Here is a 19,300-nt window from a genome sequence, read left to right on the forward strand (position 1 = left end):
CTGACTAATCGAAAAGCAACAAGGCTATAATCAGTGTAACTATAATATTAAAAGTCTGTGCCACTAAAAATGCATATAACGGCTTTTTATTATCTTGCTTGAATAAATCTTTAAAATTGGTTTCCAAACCTATAGATGTAAATGCCAAAGCAAACCAAAGTCCCTGAATGCTTTTTAAACTACCTTTAACCAAATCATTGGTATCTTTTGAAACAAAAAAAGAAAATAACAGAGATGCAAATACAAAACCGACCACAAATTTTGGAAACCGCTCCCAGATAATCTTCAAAGTAGGTTTCTCTTTCTTGGTTTCTTCGTCTACAGATTTGGAATAAGTCCAATAGATACTGATGAAGAAAGCAGCTATACCCAACAATACATTCTGTGAGAATTTCACAATGGTACTGATTTTCAGAGCCTCATCTCCTACCAAAGATCCAGAAGCTACAACAGCTCCCGTGGTATCAATAGAACCACCTAACCAAGCTCCGGTTACTTGCTGAGAAAGCCCAAGCCACGAAGCTATATAAGGCATACAGATCATCATTGGAATAGCGGTAATCAAAACCAGAGAAATTACGTATGACAATTTCTTACTGTCTCCTTTTATGGCACCAGATGTTGCAATTGCAGCCGAAACTCCACAAATAGATACTGCACTAGATAACATCAATGACATTTCTTTGTCTATCTTCAGCTTTTTACAGATCCAAAAAGCGAAGTACCAAACGGATACTACAACAACCAATGCTTGGATTAAGCCCAAAGAACCTGCCTTTAAGATATCCCTAAAAATTACAGTTGTACCCAAAAGGATTAGACCTATCTTCACATAAAGTTCTGTGCTTAAAGCCGATTTAAACCATTCTGGCAAGTTGAAGAAATTACTAATCAGCAAACCGATGCTTAAGCTAAAGATTACCGCTTCCAGATTGTATTCTTTTACTACCGCATTTCCTGCGAAAACTAATGCTATAATCGTCAAGAAATATATGGAAGGAAAAACGACTAACAGTAACTTTACACTTTTGCCCAATAATGCAGCACCGGCAATGGCCGTTATGTACAATACAACAAATTGTACCAGTATGGCCATTAGATTGGACATTGATAATACCGAATCTGTCAACTCTGTTAAATTGGACCAATTGAAGCTAGGCATCGGTACATTTACCCCAAATAGAGTTAAAAACACCAAGGCTAAACCTAAAATAACAGCAATCCAATCTTCTGAAAAGGAAAATGATTTTAATGACATAATAAAATTTATTTAATAAGCTGGCTAAAAGCCTGTTGAATAGAGGGATATTTAAACTTAAATCCCTCTACTATCGTTTTTTTCGTTGTGGCTTGTGTACTGGATAAAAGTAAGGAAGCATCCACACCTTTTATTAAAGCTCCTACCCTCGCAAAGATTGCTGGAATGGGTATACCCAAACCAACACCCGCAGATTGGCGCAGCTGTTCCATAAATGCTGTGTTTGTTACTGGAAAAGGCGTACAGGCATGATAAATGGCATCTTTAGGTTCTTTAGCTATAAGCCAAAAGACCAAAGCAATAAAATCCTGTTCATGAATCCAACTAATGTACTGCTTTCCATTTCCTACCTTTCCTCCTAAACCCCATTTTGTCAAAAGATAAAGTTCTGAGAACATTCCTGTATCTTTTAAAAGTACCGGACTAACGCGAAGAATAACTTTCCGGGTAGAAGGCAATATAATGTCATGAACGGCATTTTCCCACTTCTGGGTTAAATATGCCAAAAAACCTGTACCATATTCTTGACCATCCTCATCATGAAAGCCACTTGGTGCATCTGAAAAGATAGAAATTCCCGAAAAGTTAATCCACAACTTTGGCGGATATTGCAATTGCTGAATAGCACTTCCGATAATCTGCGTAGGCAACAATCTGGATTTTTCCAAAATGGCTTTATTCCCGTCGGTAAATCTCCTGTCAATACGTTGCCCCGAAAGATTGATGATGACATCGGCTCTTTCTATATGCTTTATCCAAGTGCCTATCGTTTCGCCATCCCAAAACACATATTGCAAACCATTATTCGATTCAGCGTTCCTTTGACGCGTCAAAATCAGAACTTCATCTCCTCTATTTAGAAAGGCTTCACTCAATAGAACACCTAAATTTCCGGTACCACCCGCCAATACGACCTTTGCCATAATATTATAAACTGATTTTGATTCCGAAATGATCAGACAAAGCTGTTTTAGCTGCATGGTAACCGCACATTCCGTGTACACCACCTCCCGGAGGCGTGGAAGAAGAACAGATATAAATCTTTTGATGAGATGTTTTGTATGGTGAAACCCTTAAGGCAGGCCGGGTATATAATTGCGAAATATCAATAATTCCTCCGTTAATATCCCCACCTATATAATTCGGATTATACGCTTCCATCTGCGCAGTATTCATCACATTCCTGGCAAGAACACGATCTTTGAACCCCGGTGCAAAACGTTCTACCTGATTTTCGATAGCATCGGTCATATCTACCGTAGAACCGTTTGGAACATGGCAATATCCCCAAACCGTATGTTTTCCTTCCGGAGCCCTGGTAGCATCAAACATGCTTTGCTGCGCAAGTAGCACAAAAGGTTTTTGCGAATGGCGACCTTCTGAAGCCGTTCTTTCCGAATGTGCTATTTCTGCATAGGTGTTTCCCAAATGCACCGTTGCAGCTTTGCTACAAATTTCTGATTTGAACGGAACTGATCCATCCAATGCCCAATCCACCTTAAACACGCCCATTCCATGACGGTACTTTTCCAGCTGCCATTTATATATTGGCGAAAGTTCTTCGCCTGCAATTTTAAGCAATTGTCTAGGTGTAAGGTCAAATAATACGATTTTATGCGGAGGGAGCTCGCCTAAATGTTCAATCATCTGCCCTGTTTGAATCTCCCCTCCCAAAGCGGTAAAATAGGCTCCCAATGCATTCGCTATAGACTGTGAACCTCCTTTTGGAATTGGCCATCCATATTTATGGCCTACGGCAGACAACATCAATCCAATAGCGGCAGATGCCCAATTATCTAAAGGCTGAATAGCGTGGGCAGACATTCCTCCCCATAATCCTTTCGCCTTCTGGGTCTGAAATTTCTTTGCAATAGTATCGGCAGATCTGATTGCATTTAATCCAAACTTTGCTAATAACAATGGATGAGATGGCACACTTAACGGCCCCATAGTGTCCTTCGCTATTTCTTCCCAATGTGTCACCAATGGCTGAATAAGCTTGAGATATATTGCTTTATCTACACCTAAAGACGTTGCCGTTTCTTCTATAGATTTCGATAAAAAAGCAGTCGTCCCGTCATCAAAAGGATGTGCCGCAGCTAAAGGTGCCTGTATAAACTCCAAACCATATTCTTGCAAAGGCAAAGTAGCAAAAAACGGCGAACCCATAGCCATAGGATGAATTGCAGAACATACATCATGCTTAAATCCCGGCAATGTAAGCTCTTGTGTCCGCATACCGCCTCCAATGGTGTCTTTCCCTTCTATTAAAAGTACCGAAAGTCCTTCCTTTTGCAAGGTTATCGCTGACGAAAGTCCATTTGGGCCAGAGCCCACCACCACTGCATCATATTGTCTGTTTGTCATTGTTTTTGATTATGTAATAAGCTAAAAGACTAATTATACGCTCCTGCACTTAAACTACTTTTAGAGAGTTCGTAATTACGTTGTACCCTATTTAAAACAACATAAATAGAATCATTTGTTTCATTAACTCCACGTAATATCACCTTATTACCGTCTGTAGTTTCATAATGCAAGGTCATGCGTTTTCTTTTCACATCCTTTGCTCTTTCTTCCTTAATTCCTTTAAACCTTCTGGTAGTTAATGCAATCTTGTTAATACCATTATATTCCTGTTCTACCGTAAGGAAATTAGGGTCTTTTTTATTTATAGTTGATTTCTTGGACTTTCCTCTGTTTCTTCTGTCTGATCTTGCAGATGCAGTATTTTTATCTTGTAGATGTAATACATGGTTCACGGTGTCTGCTTCATAGTAGAACACCCTTTGTCCTCCGCCTGTACCAGTCAATTCAAAAGTCCTGTTGATATCACGCATCGGCGAACCTCCTCCATTAGAAAGATCTAAGACTATTGGTTTGTTTACTTTAAAAGTCAGAGTTGTCCAATTCTCGAAAGTTGCCTGTTGCCATCTTACGGTATCTAACGGCGAATAAAGTATTGTTTCGTTGTTGATTTTGAACTCTGCCACATCATAATTTCCTCTCAATTGTTTTAAACCGGCCATAGCAGGTTGCTTGTAAGGATCATACAAAAAATTAAGAAGCTGCACATAGGCCAATAATACTAAAAAGATAAATATAGACAAGGATTTCAGGCCAATTCTGGTGTACTGAAGCCATTTCTGAGAAAAGGAAGGATAATAATGTACCGGTACCGTAAATTTCTCCAGAATAAGTAAGTTATACAGCTTGGGAATATCGTATATAATTAAAAAAGCTGCATAAAGTACAAAGTAAGAACTGTAAACGTGTACTCCACCATCGTAAGAGAAATTCACAAAAACAATAGATCCCAATGCACCGAATAATAGCACTGCGCCCAAAGTAGTTGTCCTTCTGAAGAATAAAAGTGCACCGGCAGCAACCTCTACAATACCTGCAAATATTTGGTACCACGGAACAATCCCGATAGATAACCAATAGATTTTTTGTGCTGTAAAATCTCCAAAATCTGTATTTAAAAGTCCTAGTGATGGATAAGGCATTTGAACAGGCAATAATTTAGTGAAACCGAAACCAATTATTCCTATTCCTGCCCGATACCTTACAATTACCCTTAACCAATAATAGAGTATGTTGTATTCTTTTCGCTTTCTATCAAAAACAGACCATACAATGGCTCCCAGGGTAGCAACCAGAAAAAAGGCAATCCATTCGCCGTAACCGTAAAGTATTCCCTTTGGTGCCAGCCCCCAGCTTGGAGAGAATCTGGCTATATCATAGATATCTCTATAATGAACACTGAACCAGTTGATGGCAAAGAGACTTTTATACCATCTGAAATCCCAAGGAATAGACATCACAATGAAAAATATGAATGCTATCCTAAACAAGAATATTTGCCAACCTTTCCATGGTTGGAATGCTTCTTCTGAAGTAATGTTATTGTGTGTTGGTATTGTAGACATAAAACATATTTTTATAGGATTAAAGTACTAGCTTCCCTCTGCGACCTATTTCTGCTTCTTTTAACAAATATTTTTTATTGATTTTCTGAAGCACGACCTTTATGGAATCATGCGTTTCATTTAGGCCTTGCAGAACAAGGGTAGAATCGTTCAATCTGGTATAATATAGCGATAGCACTTCTCCTGCGTAACGCTTGTTTTTATTGTAGAGTGTTAATTTTTTAACAGTGCTATCCACTTCGTAACGATAATAATGTCTACCTCCAGAGCCAGACAACTCATAATTTCTATCAGTATCTTCCATTATAATCTCTTCTGTTATAGACGATTCTATTTTAACTGGTCTTTTAGATCTGATACTGATGGTATTCCATTTTTCGAAGACCACATCTTTCCACCTAATAGGATCTGTTGTTGAATAAGGATGTTTTACTCCGTTTAACTCAAACTCGCTTACATTATACAATCCGCTAATTCCGGCGATACCAATAGCGGTTGGATAATGGTAATTCCCTTTTTTATAGGAAGAATACGTTTTGTAGCCATATAAAAACACAAAAAAGAATAGGAATACCATCTTTACAACTATTCTGATGCTATTATTTTTGGATGAAAACTGTGGTTTAAATCTGTTGGGTTCTGTTGGTCGTTCCAAGCCGATCAGATTATAAAGTCGTACGGCATCATATTGAAATATGAACAACGCAATAACGATGAGATAGAAACTGTACACATACTCACCTCCTTCGTAGGCCAAATTGGAAATGAAAACATTGCCCGTAAAAACAATTATTAGAAATGCACCAATGCTTGCAGTCTTCCTATTGAATAGCAACAATCCCGTCAGAACTTCTACTCCGCCTAAAAAAGATTGATAATTAGGTACTATACCTAAACTTAATGAGAAGATTTTCCAGGCAGAGATATCGCCGTAATTGGTATTTAAGCTACTTAGTGAGGGATATGGAGATTGCAAAGGGAACAATTTTATCATTCCGTATCCTATTACGCCTATAGCCAAACGATAACGGAGAATAACACGCAACCAATAATACAAATTGTTGTATTCTTTCTTTTCTTTGTCGAAAAAAGACCAAATAACGGTTCCAATTAATGCCAAAACTGCTATAATCCCCCAGTTAGCGAAGGTTTGATTTTCTGGAAAAAATTGTGGCGAATATTTGCTAAGGTTAAAGATATCATCAAAGCCTAAATTTAGCCAGTTAATAGAAAATACCTGCTGATAATATTTCCAATCCAGAGGCACCGCTTGCAAAATAAAATAGATAAAGAGGAAACGGAAAAGCACTTTTTCGTATTCCTTCCAAGAGGCATAAGATGAAGATTGTAGATTAGCCATTTTTTGTTTTGTTTATGGATGTACCAATTCCGTCTGTATCATTATGGGAACAGACGGAATTTATTCTTCTATTTTTTGGTTTTGATTACTGTTCTATGCTTAAGATCGTATTTCTGACCTTCGCTGAGGAAGAAGAAAGGCCCCGAAGAGGCAGTATAATCTTCTTTGCCATTTACTACGTGTCCTTCGCCATTACCTATAATGTTGTTGTAATCATAAATAGCTACATAAGATTTCCCTACAACCTCTAACGTATCTTTCTGCACTACGACAGCTGTAGCTTCATCCAGACCTACACCTATTAGTTTTGGAGCGTTTTTAATTGCTTCTATCAGATCAAACTGCCTGTTTCTCTTTAAAAGATGCTGATCTATAACTGAGTTTTTAAGAAATCCCAAACCTTGCGTGTGGTCTCCTACCAATATCTCGGAACCTGCCGTATCTCCTCTCCATAAGAAAGACCCCTGAATACTTGCTCCGGCAGAACTTCCAGCTATAACACCACCTCTGTTTAATACATCAAAAAATGCCTGATGCGTTAATGTATTCAAATAAGAGTCGGCTATTTTCCATTGCCTACCGCCAATAAAATATACACCCGTTGCTTGTTTTAAAGGCTTGATAAATTTTTCACTATTGGCTTCGCTCAAGTTAGTGGTATGTAAAATGCTAATCTTTTTAACCCCTGTGATTCTTTTAATTTCATCGGCATGTTTAGGACTAAGTGCCAACGAATCTCCTGCTGCAGCTGTTAAAACTACAATATTGGCTTTTTCCTTCCCTCCTGCCAGCTCTATAAATTTGTTCCATATAGCAGGGGTTTCGCCAACATTGCCGCCAATAATAATGAGCGAGCCTTTTTCCGGTCCGTGTTGAGTTTCAGAATTGGTATTGACTTTTATTGGGGTTTGTGAAAACCCTTTTAATACCGTTACTAATAACGTGATATATAGTATGCTCTTTATCATGACTTTTTATTTATTTGATAAAGTGGGATTTGACCTTTTTTTTCCTTCGTGAATAAGCGATCTATTTTTAAGATCATATTTCTGACCTTCGCTTAAAAAGATAAACGGGGATGAAGACTTATTAGGAGCTTCTTTATTATCGCTGTTTACTATTGTATTATAGTCGTAAATTACGGCATATGATTTACCTACAACTTCCAATGTATCTCGTTGTACAACTATCGAGGTAGCTTCGTCTAAACCTATACCAATTAAATCGGGCGATTTCTCGATAAAATCAACAAGGTCAAATTGTCTGTTGCGTTTTAGTAAATGTTGATCTATTGCAGAATTTTTAAGAAAGCCCAATCCTTGTGTATGGTCGCCTATTAAAATATGAGGCCCTTTTGTATCTCCTCTCCATAGAAAAGAACCTTGAATGCTTGCTCCGGCAGAACTTCCTATAATCACTCCACCACGATTCAGTACGTCCCAGAAAGCCTGGTGTGTAAGTGTATTCAGATAAGAGTCTGCTATTCTCCATTGTCTTCCACCATCAAAGAAGACACCTGTTGCATTTTTCAATGGTTCAATAAATTTCTCGCTATTGGCTTCCGCCAAATTATTGGTATGCAGAATAGAAACTTTACTTATTCCCAACTCCTTCTTTATACGTTCTGCCGTTCTAGTATTATAAGCGGCAGAATCTCCTACGGCCGCGGTAATTACCACAATGTTCGCTCTCTCTTTACCACCGGCAAGTTCTAGAAATCGCTTCCATATTGCAGGTGTGCTTCCGCCACCTCCAATAATAATAAGCGAGCCTTTTTCTGGTCCGTGTCTGGTAATGGACTGCTCGTTAATTTTAATTGGAGTTTGGGCCAACGCAACTTGTACCATTACACCCAACAATAGTGTTAAAATATTCCGTCTCATAATTGATTGTGATTAGTAACCATGATTTTGTTCTAGTTCTGGATCTTTGATGATCTCTGCAAAAGGAATAGGAAAAATCCAGAAATCCGGATCCTTCAAATTAGGATTTACTGCACCGAAAACAGCTGCTGCCCTTCCTGTACGAACGATGTCTATAAATCGGTGCCCTTCAAAAGCCAGCTCGTATCTTCTTTCTTTCTCTATTGCTGACAGAATATCATCTTTTTGCAAGCTGTTAGAGAAGGTTAGTAGGGACACATCTGCCCTGCCTTTAATTAAATTGAGGTCTTCAACAGCACCAAGAAAATCTGGAACGGTTTTCTTTACCCTTGCTTCTGCTCTTATCAAGTACTGTTCAGCAATTCTCAAGATAAAAATAGAGCTGCTTCCATCTTGGTTTCCATACAAAATCAAATCATAAACGCCCTGTGGAGTTTGGAAAAGCAGGCTTTTTCTCGAACCTCCAAGATTTGGATCTAGTAGTTCGCCAACAAAAGATCTTTCTGGAATATAATCATGTCTCCCTCCTTGTGCAGGAGATAACCAATTGGTATAAAAAGAAGATTTGTCTGATGGACTGAAATTCAGTTCAAAAATTGATTCTGAGGTGTTTTTAGTTTTAAAGAAATTGGAGAATGGCTTTACTAAAGAAAAATTGGTATTGGCAATTACCTTAGTTGCGTATTCTTCTGCCAAACCCCATTGTTCTGTGTACAGGTACAACCTCGCTTTAAGCGCGTATACCGAAAAAATACTGACTTTATTTCTAACTACTGTATTGGGCAAAAGAGATTCTGCTTTGTTTAAATCAAATAAAACCTGATTGTAAGTTTGTTCTTTAGTACTTCTTTTGATACCAAAATGTGTATTCGGAGAGGTGGAAGGCTCCAATACAATAGGCACCCCACCAAAAGTTTTCACCAAATCGAAATAAGCCAATCCCCTAAGAAAATAAGCTTCGCCCAAAATCTGATTCTTGTCTGCCACGCTAATCAGCTCATCACTTAAAGCAGGAACTTTCGTAATAACATGATTTGCCCTATTAATGGTTACATAGAGTCCTGAGAAGGCACCACCGCTACCAGAGGAATTCTTATTAGCTACTATATTGTTTTGGCTGTTGAAATTCACAACATTGTCTCCTGCCAAATCATGCGCTATAATGGTAGAACTTGCCGTTCCCTGCAAACCATCGTATACTCCTACAAGCGCTGCCTGAGCAGATCTTTTATCTACGATAACGCCTTCGTCTGATAAACTTGTTTCCGGTTCTGTCTCCAGAACATTTTTGCAGGCAGTAAAAATGAACAAGAAACCTAAAATGAATAAATTATATCTTTTCATAAATAGTGTTAAAATGTAATGTTAACTCCAAAATTAATTGCCTTTGTCTGTGGTACGCCGTTGAAATCCAGACCTTGTACCAAACCACTTGAGCTGTCTGCTGCCGAATTTGTTTCAGGGTCTGGCCCGGAATATTTGGTAAATGTTATCAGGTTACTTCCCGTAGCGTATAATTTAGCCGAAGCAAGTCCAACAGATGATGTAAATTTCTTCGGAAGTGTATAGCCCAGAGTGATATCCCTTAAACGTATGAAAGAAGCATCTTCAAAAAATCTACTCGTATTCCCCTCGTAATTTTTACTTCCATCTGCATTTTGGATAGATGTAGGTCTAGGAAGTACATTAATATCTCCCGGTTGCTTCCAATAGTTCAGAGAACTCTTTTGAATAGATCTGGTCACACCTCTAGTTCCTCCGGACTCAAGAAACAAGGCTGTATAGTTGAATAAATTATTTCCAGACTTATAAACCAAATTTACATTAAGATCGACTCCCTTATAAGAAAAGGTGTTCTTAAACATACCTTCGAAATTTGGCCATGCATTCCCTACAATTTTCCTATCGTCATCTCCTATAATTTTTCCGTCTCCGTTTACATCCTCGAAGATGACATTTCCAGTTTGCGGATCAACCCCTAAATGATTGAATACCCATACCGAGTAAAGGGAATAACCTTGTTCCAAGCGGAACATTCCATAGCTTCCGGTTATTGGCGATGGCAATTTCTCTATCCTGTTTTTATTATGGGAAATTGTAAAAATGGAATTCCATCTAAAATCTTTAGTTTGGATATTCTTAGAGCTCAACAACAGTTCTACACCTTTATTGCTGATCTCACCTATATTTTTGTACACAGAAGAAAAACCTGCTTTAGACGCCACAGGAACTTCCAAAAGAAGATCTTTGGTGTATTTATTATAGTAATCGAATTCGGCAGTCAATCGATTATCGAAGAAACCTGCAGCTAACCCCAAATCAAACTGACGTGTAGTTTCCCATTTCAGATCTTTGTTTCCTAACCTGCTTGGTGCCAATCCCGGGCTTTCCAAATAGGCACTTCCTCCACTCCACAAACCTCTAGAAGCAAAATCATCTATGTCTTGGTTACCTACCAAGCCTAAACTGGTTTTCAGCCTTAAATTGCTGATTGTTTCTGTTTGAGGGAAAAAAGATTCGTTACTGATGTTCCAACCCAAACCGATAGAGGGAAAAAATCCCCATCTGTTATTGGAACCAAATCTTGAAGATCCATCATATCTTCCATTAATATCAACAATATACCTATTGTCATAAGCATAATTTATACCTCCAAAGAAAGAAACCAATCCATATTCAGATCCAGAAGAAGATGCCGTTTGTACGGCAGCAGAAGCAATTCGTTTTAATTGATTGCTAGAAAAACCAGTACCTGTCAAGCTTTCTCTTTCATTGCTGGTGTATTGTACAGAGTTTCCTAAAAATGCCGAATAGCTGTGCTTGTCTTTCAACAGAGAAAAGTTCAGCAATTGCTCTGCAATTAAGGTCTGTCTGGTCGTAATCACATCATTTGCCTCTCCCGCAGGTTGTCCGTACACTAAATTAGTATTGTAATATGCCTTTTCGTGGTAATTATTATAATCATTGTTTAAAGAGGTCTTGAAACTCAGATTAGGGAGGAAATTGAAAGTAGCATAGATGTTATTAACGCTTCGTAAGCTATTGGAATGCGTGTCCGAATTTTCCAAGATAGCCAAGTGATTGTCAAAAACCGTTGGTTTAGAATAGCTGCCGTCTGCATTATAGTAAGGATAAAATGTAGGCGTATGCAATGCTGCCTGGAACAAGCCTGCAGGACCATCTCCTACTCTCACCAACCTTCTGGGCGAACTAGAGATATTGTTGCTTGTACCTATCTTTACTTTGTCATTGATATTATGGTCTAAATTCACACGGAAAGAATACCTGCCAAAGTCTTGCAGTTTTAAAGTGGACTCTTGATACAGGTATTCGCCACCTAAGTAGAAATTAGTTTTCTTATCGCCTCCAGATAAAGATAAGTTATAACGCTGAGAATTAGCAATTCTGAAAACATCGCCCACACGGTCGTAAGTTTGCAAGTCTTCTGGGTTTCCATAAGCAGGGAACCCCGCTATCACTTCGGTAACTGGCCTAAATGGTCTGGTTTCGTAAGATTTACCATCATTCAGATGGACTAAATTCACCAACTCACCGTGTTCTTTTCCAGTTACCAATTGCCATAAATTGGTTGCTTTTCCAATGCCATAATCAGCAGAAAAATTCACTTTGGTCTTAGAATTCTTGCTCCCTCTTTTTGTCGTAATCAATATAACTCCATTAGCTCCTCTGGCACCATAAACTGCGGTTGCGTTGGCATCTTTTAGCACAGATACCGTTTCTATATCTTCCGGATTTAAATCTGCTAAAGGATTCGGTGTCTGTCCGCCTAAACCTCTGGATAAACCTTGCAGACTTTCGTTATTTACGAAAACTCCATCAATTACATATAACGGATCATTTCCAGCGGTTATAGACGTAGCCCCTCTTAATCTAACCAATACCGAAGTACCCGGAACACCAGAATTACTGGCAATGGTCAAACCTGGAACTTGGCCTTGCAGTTTTTCAGTTAAGCTAGGATAGGATGCTTTAGAAAGATCCTGAGCGGCAACAGTAGTAATGGAACTGGTCTGATTATTTTTTCTTAATTGAGTATATCCTACTACCACAACATTATTTAACTCATTAATGGCAACTTTCAGCTGGACAGTAATAGGGGAACCTGTGGCTAAAATTTTGGTTTTCTCATAACCTATATAGCTTACGATTAAGTTGTAAGGAAAAGATTGACCTGTTACCAGACTAAATTCCCCGTTTTCATCGGCTTGAGTTTGATTAGTTACGCCTTCTATCTGCACCAATGCGCCAGGCAATGGCTCTTTAGTTAGAGCATCGATCACCTTTCCTTTAAGGGTAGAATTAATAAGTGGTTTTTTCTGCTCCTGTGCGAATGGACTTAAGGTATGAAGCAGTAAAATGATAAAAAGCAAAAGTTTAAATTGCTTTCTAAAAGTCAAAATAGTAGAATACCATTTTGCTTTTGCAAAATTTTGCATATTTTTATATTTCTAATTTTTAGTAATTAAACAGGTCCAACGCCAATTGATCACCTGTTTGGTTAATTAAAAGATTCGAGGGAAATGCTATATGTGTTTCCCTTTTTTATTATTATCCTGTACTCAGCAATACATAGTAGTTTCCTCCTTTTTCATTTAATTTTAAAATACGCCTAATGATTTCAAAATTGTCCTTAAGCTGGAAATAAGAACAATGACCCCAACCCCAATCAACATTTTTTTCAAAGGTAGTTTTCCAACTAATTTTGCGGCAAGAGGAGCCGCTAAAAGCCCTCCTAATATTAAACCGATAATAGATTCAAGGTGACTTGTTCCAAGGATAACAAAGAATGTTAAAGCACTTGCCATGGTTACAAAAAACTCTGTTAAACTTACCGATCCGATAACATAGCGTGGGCTTCTTCCTTTAGAAATTAAGGTACTGGTTACAAGCGGTCCCCATCCCCCTCCTCCGAAAGAATCAAGAAAACCGCCTGCTCCAGCTAACCAACCAGCTCTTTTGACCTTTTTGGGCTTCGAATTTGCTTTTTTGAATGCTTGAGACAAAATCCGGATACCTAAAATAAAAGTATACACAGAAATAATTGGACGGATATAACCCGCATAGGCCTCATCTACATAACCTAGCAGAAGTGCACCCAGCACAGCCCCAATTACTCCAGGAATTAATAATGTTTTAAAAAGTTTTCTATTAACGTTTCCGAATTTATAGTGACTGAATCCTGATGCACCACTTGAAAACATCTCGGCAGTGTGAATACTTCCGGATATTACGGCGGGACTAAAACCACCTGATAGCAACATGGTAGTCGAAATTACACCATAACCCATTCCCAATGCTCCGTCGACCATTTGTGCAAAGAAGCCAACAGCCAGCATAAAAAGAAATTGTTCGTTAAATTGATTTCTGAAATAGGATTCTACTTCCGGATAGGTAAAATTATGATACGCATATACACTAAAAAAAAGACCTGCTAAAAGTACTAGACTCCATGTTGCTACTTTCCGCCATTTCTTCTTAGATTTTTCATACTGAATCTTCTCGTTCTCGATTTCCGAGTTAATTGTTTGTTCTTGATCTTTTACTAACATTTTCAAATTCTATTTACATAATCTACCAAATCACTCGACAATATTAAGAATATGATTCTATAAAACAAAATAAAATCTATAGAATTAGTAGTTTATTATAAATAAAAAGAGGCAGAATAAATTCTGCCTCTTTTTATTCTATTCTCTTCAGCTCGCCATCGTCTGTATTGGTTTCTATAACGAGTGGAACTTTTTCCAGGGTAACAAAACTTAAATCTAATCCAAAGCCTTTTTCCTCTGATAAACTTACTTTCTTTAAGTAGAAGTAATAATCCATTATAATACGCTCTATAAATGATAAGTTATTCGCTCTCGAAAGTATTTTCTCAAGTACAACAAACTTAAAGTCGCCTGTTATATCGTATTTCTTCAAAGACGGATGTCTGCTTTTAATATTAACTTCTCCGGTTTCCACCAGGTCTTCTACCACTTTTCTAAATAACAGACTGATTTTCTGATCTACCCGGAATCCTAATTTAAAGTCTATCCTGATTAATTTTCCATCTATCAGATGCGTAATCTTATATTCTGTTGTATGAGGTTCGTCTACAACATCCACATGCACCAGCCAATAGACATCGGCCCTTTTTGGTTTCTTCTGCAGAATAGAATAGATAACTTTTGTTTCTATTTCATTCGTAAAGTTTGCACTTGTTAAATAAACCAGCTGTGAAGCATATTTAGGAACCGTTTCGTCTTGGCTAAGATCGCTAATTACATTAAAGTATTTTTTCACATCATCAAAACGCAGGTATCTGTTCTTAATCTTTCTGGATGTGTACCATGTCCACATGACCGAAAACATAAAGAGCCCTATCATAATGGTAAACCAACCACCATGCAAGAATTTGGTCAGATTACCTAAGAAAAATACACCCTCTAATAAACCATAAACAACCGCAAATATGACAATAAGATATACCGGTATTTTCTTCTTTGCCATGTATATACAAATCAATATGGTCGTCATCATCATAGCTAATGTAATGGACAAACCATAAGCGGCCTCCATATTCTCTGATCTTTTAAAATACAGCACAACCATAATACAACCTACCCAAAGTAGCCAATTTATACTAGGCACATATAACTGTCCCTTTTGGTTGGTTGGATAATTGATTTTAACTTTCGGCCACAGATTTAATCTTACCGCTTCTGAAATCATGGTATATGACCCAGAAATAACTGCCTGGCTTGCTATAATCGCTGCCACGGTAGCCAATGAAATACCTATCATAAGAAATGATTCGGGCATCATTCTAAAAAACGGATTACGTCCGTCTAATAATGTATTATCTAAGCCTGTAAGATAAACTCCCTGTCCAAGATAATTCAATACCAGACATATTTTCACATAAATCCAGCTTACTCGGATATTTGAGCGTCCGCAGTGTCCCAAATCGGAATATAACGCCTCGGCACCAGTTGTACAAAGAAAAACGGCTGCCAATATAGTTAATACGGAAGGGCTATCTATTAATAACTTATAAGCGTAATAAGGATTTAATGCTTTTATAATAGCCGGATTATTTACAACCTGCATTATGCCCACCACCCCCATCATGGTAAACCAGGCAAACATTATTGGTCCAAAAGCCTTCCCTACCGTAGAAGTTCCAAATTGCTGAATGATAAAGAGCAAGGTTATCAACGATAAAACTATTGGCAAGGTCTGCATATCCGGATAATAAATTTCCAAACCTTCCACAGCGGCCGAAATAGTAATTGGTGGGGCAATAATTCCGTCGGCTAAAAGGGCACAACCGCCTATAATTGCAGGAATAACTAACCATTTTGCCTTTCTTTTTACCAAAGAATAAAGAGAAAAAATTCCTCCCTCACCTTTGTTGTCCGCTCGCAGGGTAATTAGCAGATATTTAATAGTAGTTTGTAAGGTCAGCGTCCAGAAAACACAGCTTACACCTCCTAAAATGAGTGTATCGGAGATTAGCCTATCTCCAATAATTGCTTTAAAAGTATACAGAGGAGAAGTTCCTATGTCTCCGTAAACAATCCCTAGACTGATGAGTACGCCAGCAGCCGTTAATTTACTTAAATCTTGATGTTTAGACACAATTTCTGTTTAAAGAATGCAAATGTAAAGTAACTTGACAAATAATCAAGCAATAGATTTGGTGTTTGGGTATAGACATGGCCAGAACAAGCAACGTTAATATTTGTTAAAAAGTATATTTAATGCACAATTGTTTTCATTTTCTTAGGATATTATTTATATTTTTGTATTTAGAGTAATTATGAGAAACAACTATCTAAAAGGTTTATTCGGCATGGCTTTATTGTTACTAAATGTAACAAGCGAGAATGCTTTTTCTATTGCTCCTATACTTAAAGATTCAACGAAAACTGTTTATTTAAAGGATAGTAGACCTAACAGGCCAAAGTTTGACATGAAAATCATCAATAAGGATTTCGAATCATTCATGCTTAAAATGTCTGCTGTTAAAACATCCCCTTTTTCAACAAACAAAAGTACTACTCCATCTGCATCAAAGACCAACGTTAGCCTGGATAACCAAAATCAGAAACCAATTGATAATGTAAAAATTTATCCTAATCCGGTTTCTACTCAGATTAATTTAAGCTATACGCTTGCTAAAGAGAACATGGTAACTATAAAAATACTGGATGTTCTGGGGAATGAAGTAGCTACTTTACTTTCACAAAAAGTAAGTGCTGGCGATCAGATAAACACATTTAACCTGACTACTAAACTGAACAGCGGCCTTTATTTTGTTAGAATTGTAACCGGTACAGAATCTATTATCAAAAGAATATCTGTTTTATAAGATATATTTAAAATATTTGTAAGGCCTTACTGTTTTTGATAGTAAGGCTTTTTATTTTGATACGTTGGCACTTTTTAGAATTATTAATATTTAAAACCCATATTGACGAATCTAGCTAATGAATCAATAAACTTTAAAATCAACTAAGAAAAAATGAAAGTAATAGCAATTGGTAGAAATTATGGCGAACACGCAAGAGAACTCAATAATCCTGTACCAGAAAAACCTGTCATCTTCTTAAAGCCCGATACCGCTGTCTCTAAGAATAATCGTCCGTTTTATATTCCGGATTTTTCCAATGATGTACATTACGAAGTAGAACTGGTATTAAAAGTTTCTAAAGAAGGAAAACACATCGCTCCAAAATTCGCCGGCAAATATTATGAAGAGATCGGGTTGGGAATTGATTTTACTGCAAGAGATTTACAGGCCGAACTAAAGTCTAAAGGTTTGCCATGGGAGTTAGCTAAAGGTTTTGACAACTCTGCTCCTGTAAGTGAGTTTGTGCCGATTTCTAATTTTAAAGATTTAAATAATATTAACTTCTCTTTAACAATAAACGGAGAGAAAAAACAACAAGGAAATACTAAAAACATGTTGTTCAGCTTTGACGAAATTATATCATTTGTCTCTCAATATATCACTCTAAAAAAAGGTGATCTGATTTTTACCGGAACTCCCGCTGGAGTTGGCAAAGTAAATATTGGCGATAAACTTGTGGGGTATATAGAAAACAATGAATTTTTGAATTTTGAGGTCAAATAATATTATCTATGAGAAAACTTCCTTTGCTACTTTTAATTGTCTTTTTTCTTATTCTCAAATCGACCCTGTTAGCGCAGGAATTGGATATCAACAGTATCCCTAAAAACTATTATGTCCACCCGTTGGATATTAAACTGAATCTCGCAGGTTCTTTTGGAGAAATCAGGGCCAATCATTTTCATTCCGGTCTGGATATCAAAACAAATCAACGCGAGGGACTTCCCGTTTATGCGGTTGCAGATGGCTATATTTCCAGAGTAAGAATACAGATTGGCGGTTTTGGCTACGCCTTGTATATAGATCACCCGAATGGGACAACGAGTGTTTATGCCCACTTGCAACGCTTCAATCCTAAAATTGCTCTGTTTCTGAAAAATCAGCAATATAAGTCAAAATCATTTGCTGTAGATTATCCTTTAACGCCGATAGAAATTCCTGTTAAAAAAGGTGAGCTTATAGCATATTCCGGAAACTCAGGTAGCTCTGGAGGGCCACACCTTCACTTTGAAATCAGGAATACAAAAACGGAACAAACCATTAACCCTTTATTGTTTGGAATAAAGGTAGAAGATACCATCAAGCCCACCATAACTGGCCTCTACTTGTACACCTTAAATGATGATCCCTTCAGTGAAAAAACGAAAAAACGACAGATAGCTATCACAGGCGGAAATGGCAGTTATAAACTTGTACAGGCTTCGCCCTTGACTGTAACAGGTAGATTTGCATTTGGGATCAGTGCATTTGATCTGTTTAGCGGTAATCCCAATAAAAATGGCCTCTTTAGCACTCGTATTTTACTTGACGGTGTAAACATTTATGAAACTGTTATAGACCAGTTTTACTTTGACCATACAAGATCTGTAAATGCTTATATCGACTATCCTGCTAAACTGAGCCTGGGTAGAGTAATTGAAAAAGGATTTGCTTTACCCGGAGCCAAGACATCGTTCTATAAAAACATGATTGACTATGGTACCATTGAATTAAAAGACCAGAACATTCATGAAGTGCAGTATATACTGAAAGATTACAGTGGAAATGAATCTATATTAAAATTTAATATTAAATCGGGTTCCAATATTATTCCGGATAAATCGCCCATAAAAGGTAAGTTTTTCAACTACTTGAAGGACAATAAATTCGAAAACGACGAAATTATAGCGATTTTCCCGAAGGGAATATTATATGATGATTTAGATTTTGATTATTCTAAAACGCCAACAGCGGGAAATGCGCTATCTAATCTACACCAGATACACAACAAACTTACACCTATCCATTTTGGCTTTGAGCTGCAAATAAAATTAAATCCGCAGTATCTAAATCTAAAAGACAAAATAGTTGTTGTAAATGGTACAGGAGCCTCGCAAGGAGGTGAATACCTTAACGGATATATAAAAGCGTTCCCAAGAACATTTGATAAGTTCTCTTTAAAAGCGGATACAATCGCCCCTAAAATTGCTCCAATAAATATTACAAATGGCTCAAACTTATCTAATATAAACCGGGTTTCCTTTAGAATATCAGACAATTTATCGGGAATTAAGTCTTTTAATGGCTATATTGATGACGAATGGGTTTTAATGGAATACGAGCCCAGAACTGCAACAATATGGCATACTTTTGAAAGAGATTTGAAAGCGGGGAAACACACTTTTAAAGTGATAGTATCAGACTTAAAAAACAATATTAATACCGTTGAATATAATTTTATAAAATAAA

14 protein-coding genes are annotated in these 19,300 nt (G+C 37.3%); 3 read left to right on the forward strand and 11 right to left on the reverse strand.

All coding sequences use genetic code 11. The features are described from left to right. Positions 1-4: 4 nt before the first annotated feature. The 11 genes from PEDSA_RS09980 to PEDSA_RS10030 form a co-directional block, all read right to left on the reverse strand. The gene (locus tag PEDSA_RS09980; RefSeq protein ID WP_013633037.1) at positions 5-1,258 is read right to left on the reverse strand and encodes a YeiH family protein; all 1,254 of its coding nucleotides are present in this window, start codon (positions 1,256-1,258) and stop codon (positions 5-7) included. A gap of 8 nt (positions 1,259-1,266) precedes the next feature. Continuing rightward, positions 1,267-2,181, reverse strand: a complete 915-nt coding sequence (locus PEDSA_RS09985; protein WP_013633038.1) for a TIGR01777 family oxidoreductase — start codon at positions 2,179-2,181, stop codon at positions 1,267-1,269. 4 nt (positions 2,182-2,185) lie between these two features. Then, positions 2,186-3,625, reverse strand: a complete 1,440-nt coding sequence (locus tag PEDSA_RS09990) for a phytoene desaturase family protein (protein ID WP_013633039.1) — start codon at positions 3,623-3,625, stop codon at positions 2,186-2,188. Between the two features lie 29 nt (positions 3,626-3,654). Continuing rightward, entirely contained in the window at positions 3,655-5,190 is a 1,536-nt protein-coding gene (locus PEDSA_RS09995) for a hypothetical protein (protein WP_013633040.1), read from the reverse strand. Between the two features lie 19 nt (positions 5,191-5,209). Then, the gene (locus tag PEDSA_RS10000; RefSeq protein ID WP_013633041.1) at positions 5,210-6,550 is read right to left on the reverse strand and encodes a hypothetical protein; all 1,341 of its coding nucleotides are present in this window, start codon (positions 6,548-6,550) and stop codon (positions 5,210-5,212) included. Between the two features lie 68 nt (positions 6,551-6,618). Next, complete coding sequence (locus PEDSA_RS10005; RefSeq protein WP_013633042.1) at positions 6,619-7,518, reverse strand: cyanophycinase; 900 nt, start codon at positions 7,516-7,518, stop codon at positions 6,619-6,621. Positions 7,519-7,524: 6 nt separating this feature from the next. Further along, positions 7,525-8,433, reverse strand: a complete 909-nt coding sequence (locus tag PEDSA_RS10010) for a cyanophycinase (protein ID WP_013633043.1) — start codon at positions 8,431-8,433, stop codon at positions 7,525-7,527. A gap of 12 nt (positions 8,434-8,445) precedes the next feature. Continuing rightward, a complete protein-coding gene (locus PEDSA_RS10015) occupies positions 8,446-9,777 on the reverse strand; it encodes a RagB/SusD family nutrient uptake outer membrane protein (RefSeq protein ID WP_013633044.1) in 1,332 nt (443 codons plus the stop codon). Positions 9,778-9,785: 8 nt separating this feature from the next. Further along, complete coding sequence (locus PEDSA_RS10020) at positions 9,786-12,890, reverse strand: SusC/RagA family TonB-linked outer membrane protein (protein ID WP_013633045.1); 3,105 nt, start codon at positions 12,888-12,890, stop codon at positions 9,786-9,788. Between the two features lie 162 nt (positions 12,891-13,052). Further along, positions 13,053-14,003, reverse strand: a complete 951-nt coding sequence (locus PEDSA_RS10025) for a sulfite exporter TauE/SafE family protein (RefSeq protein WP_013633046.1) — start codon at positions 14,001-14,003, stop codon at positions 13,053-13,055. A gap of 133 nt (positions 14,004-14,136) precedes the next feature. Continuing rightward, positions 14,137-16,077, reverse strand: coding sequence for a KUP/HAK/KT family potassium transporter (locus tag PEDSA_RS10030; protein ID WP_013633047.1), 1,941 nt, complete (start codon positions 16,075-16,077; stop codon positions 14,137-14,139). A gap of 181 nt (positions 16,078-16,258) precedes the next feature. Here PEDSA_RS10030 and PEDSA_RS19580 point away from each other — a divergent pair, with 181 nt between their 5' ends. From PEDSA_RS19580 to PEDSA_RS10045, 3 genes are all read left to right on the forward strand, one after another. Next, positions 16,259-16,810 (forward strand): T9SS type A sorting domain-containing protein, encoded by a 552-nt coding sequence (locus tag PEDSA_RS19580; RefSeq protein ID WP_052305785.1) that lies wholly within the window; start codon positions 16,259-16,261, stop codon positions 16,808-16,810. A gap of 153 nt (positions 16,811-16,963) precedes the next feature. Continuing rightward, on the forward strand, positions 16,964-17,575 hold the full coding sequence (locus PEDSA_RS10040; protein WP_013633048.1) for a fumarylacetoacetate hydrolase family protein: 612 nt from the start codon (positions 16,964-16,966) through the stop codon (positions 17,573-17,575). A gap of 8 nt (positions 17,576-17,583) precedes the next feature. Beyond that, positions 17,584-19,299, forward strand: a complete 1,716-nt coding sequence (locus PEDSA_RS10045) for a M23 family metallopeptidase (protein WP_013633049.1) — start codon at positions 17,584-17,586, stop codon at positions 19,297-19,299. Position 19,300: the final 1 nt, after the last annotated feature.

Origin of the sequence: Pseudopedobacter saltans DSM 12145, from assembly GCF_000190735.1 — a bacterium.
Lineage (GTDB): Bacteria > Bacteroidota > Bacteroidia > Sphingobacteriales > Sphingobacteriaceae > Pseudopedobacter > Pseudopedobacter saltans.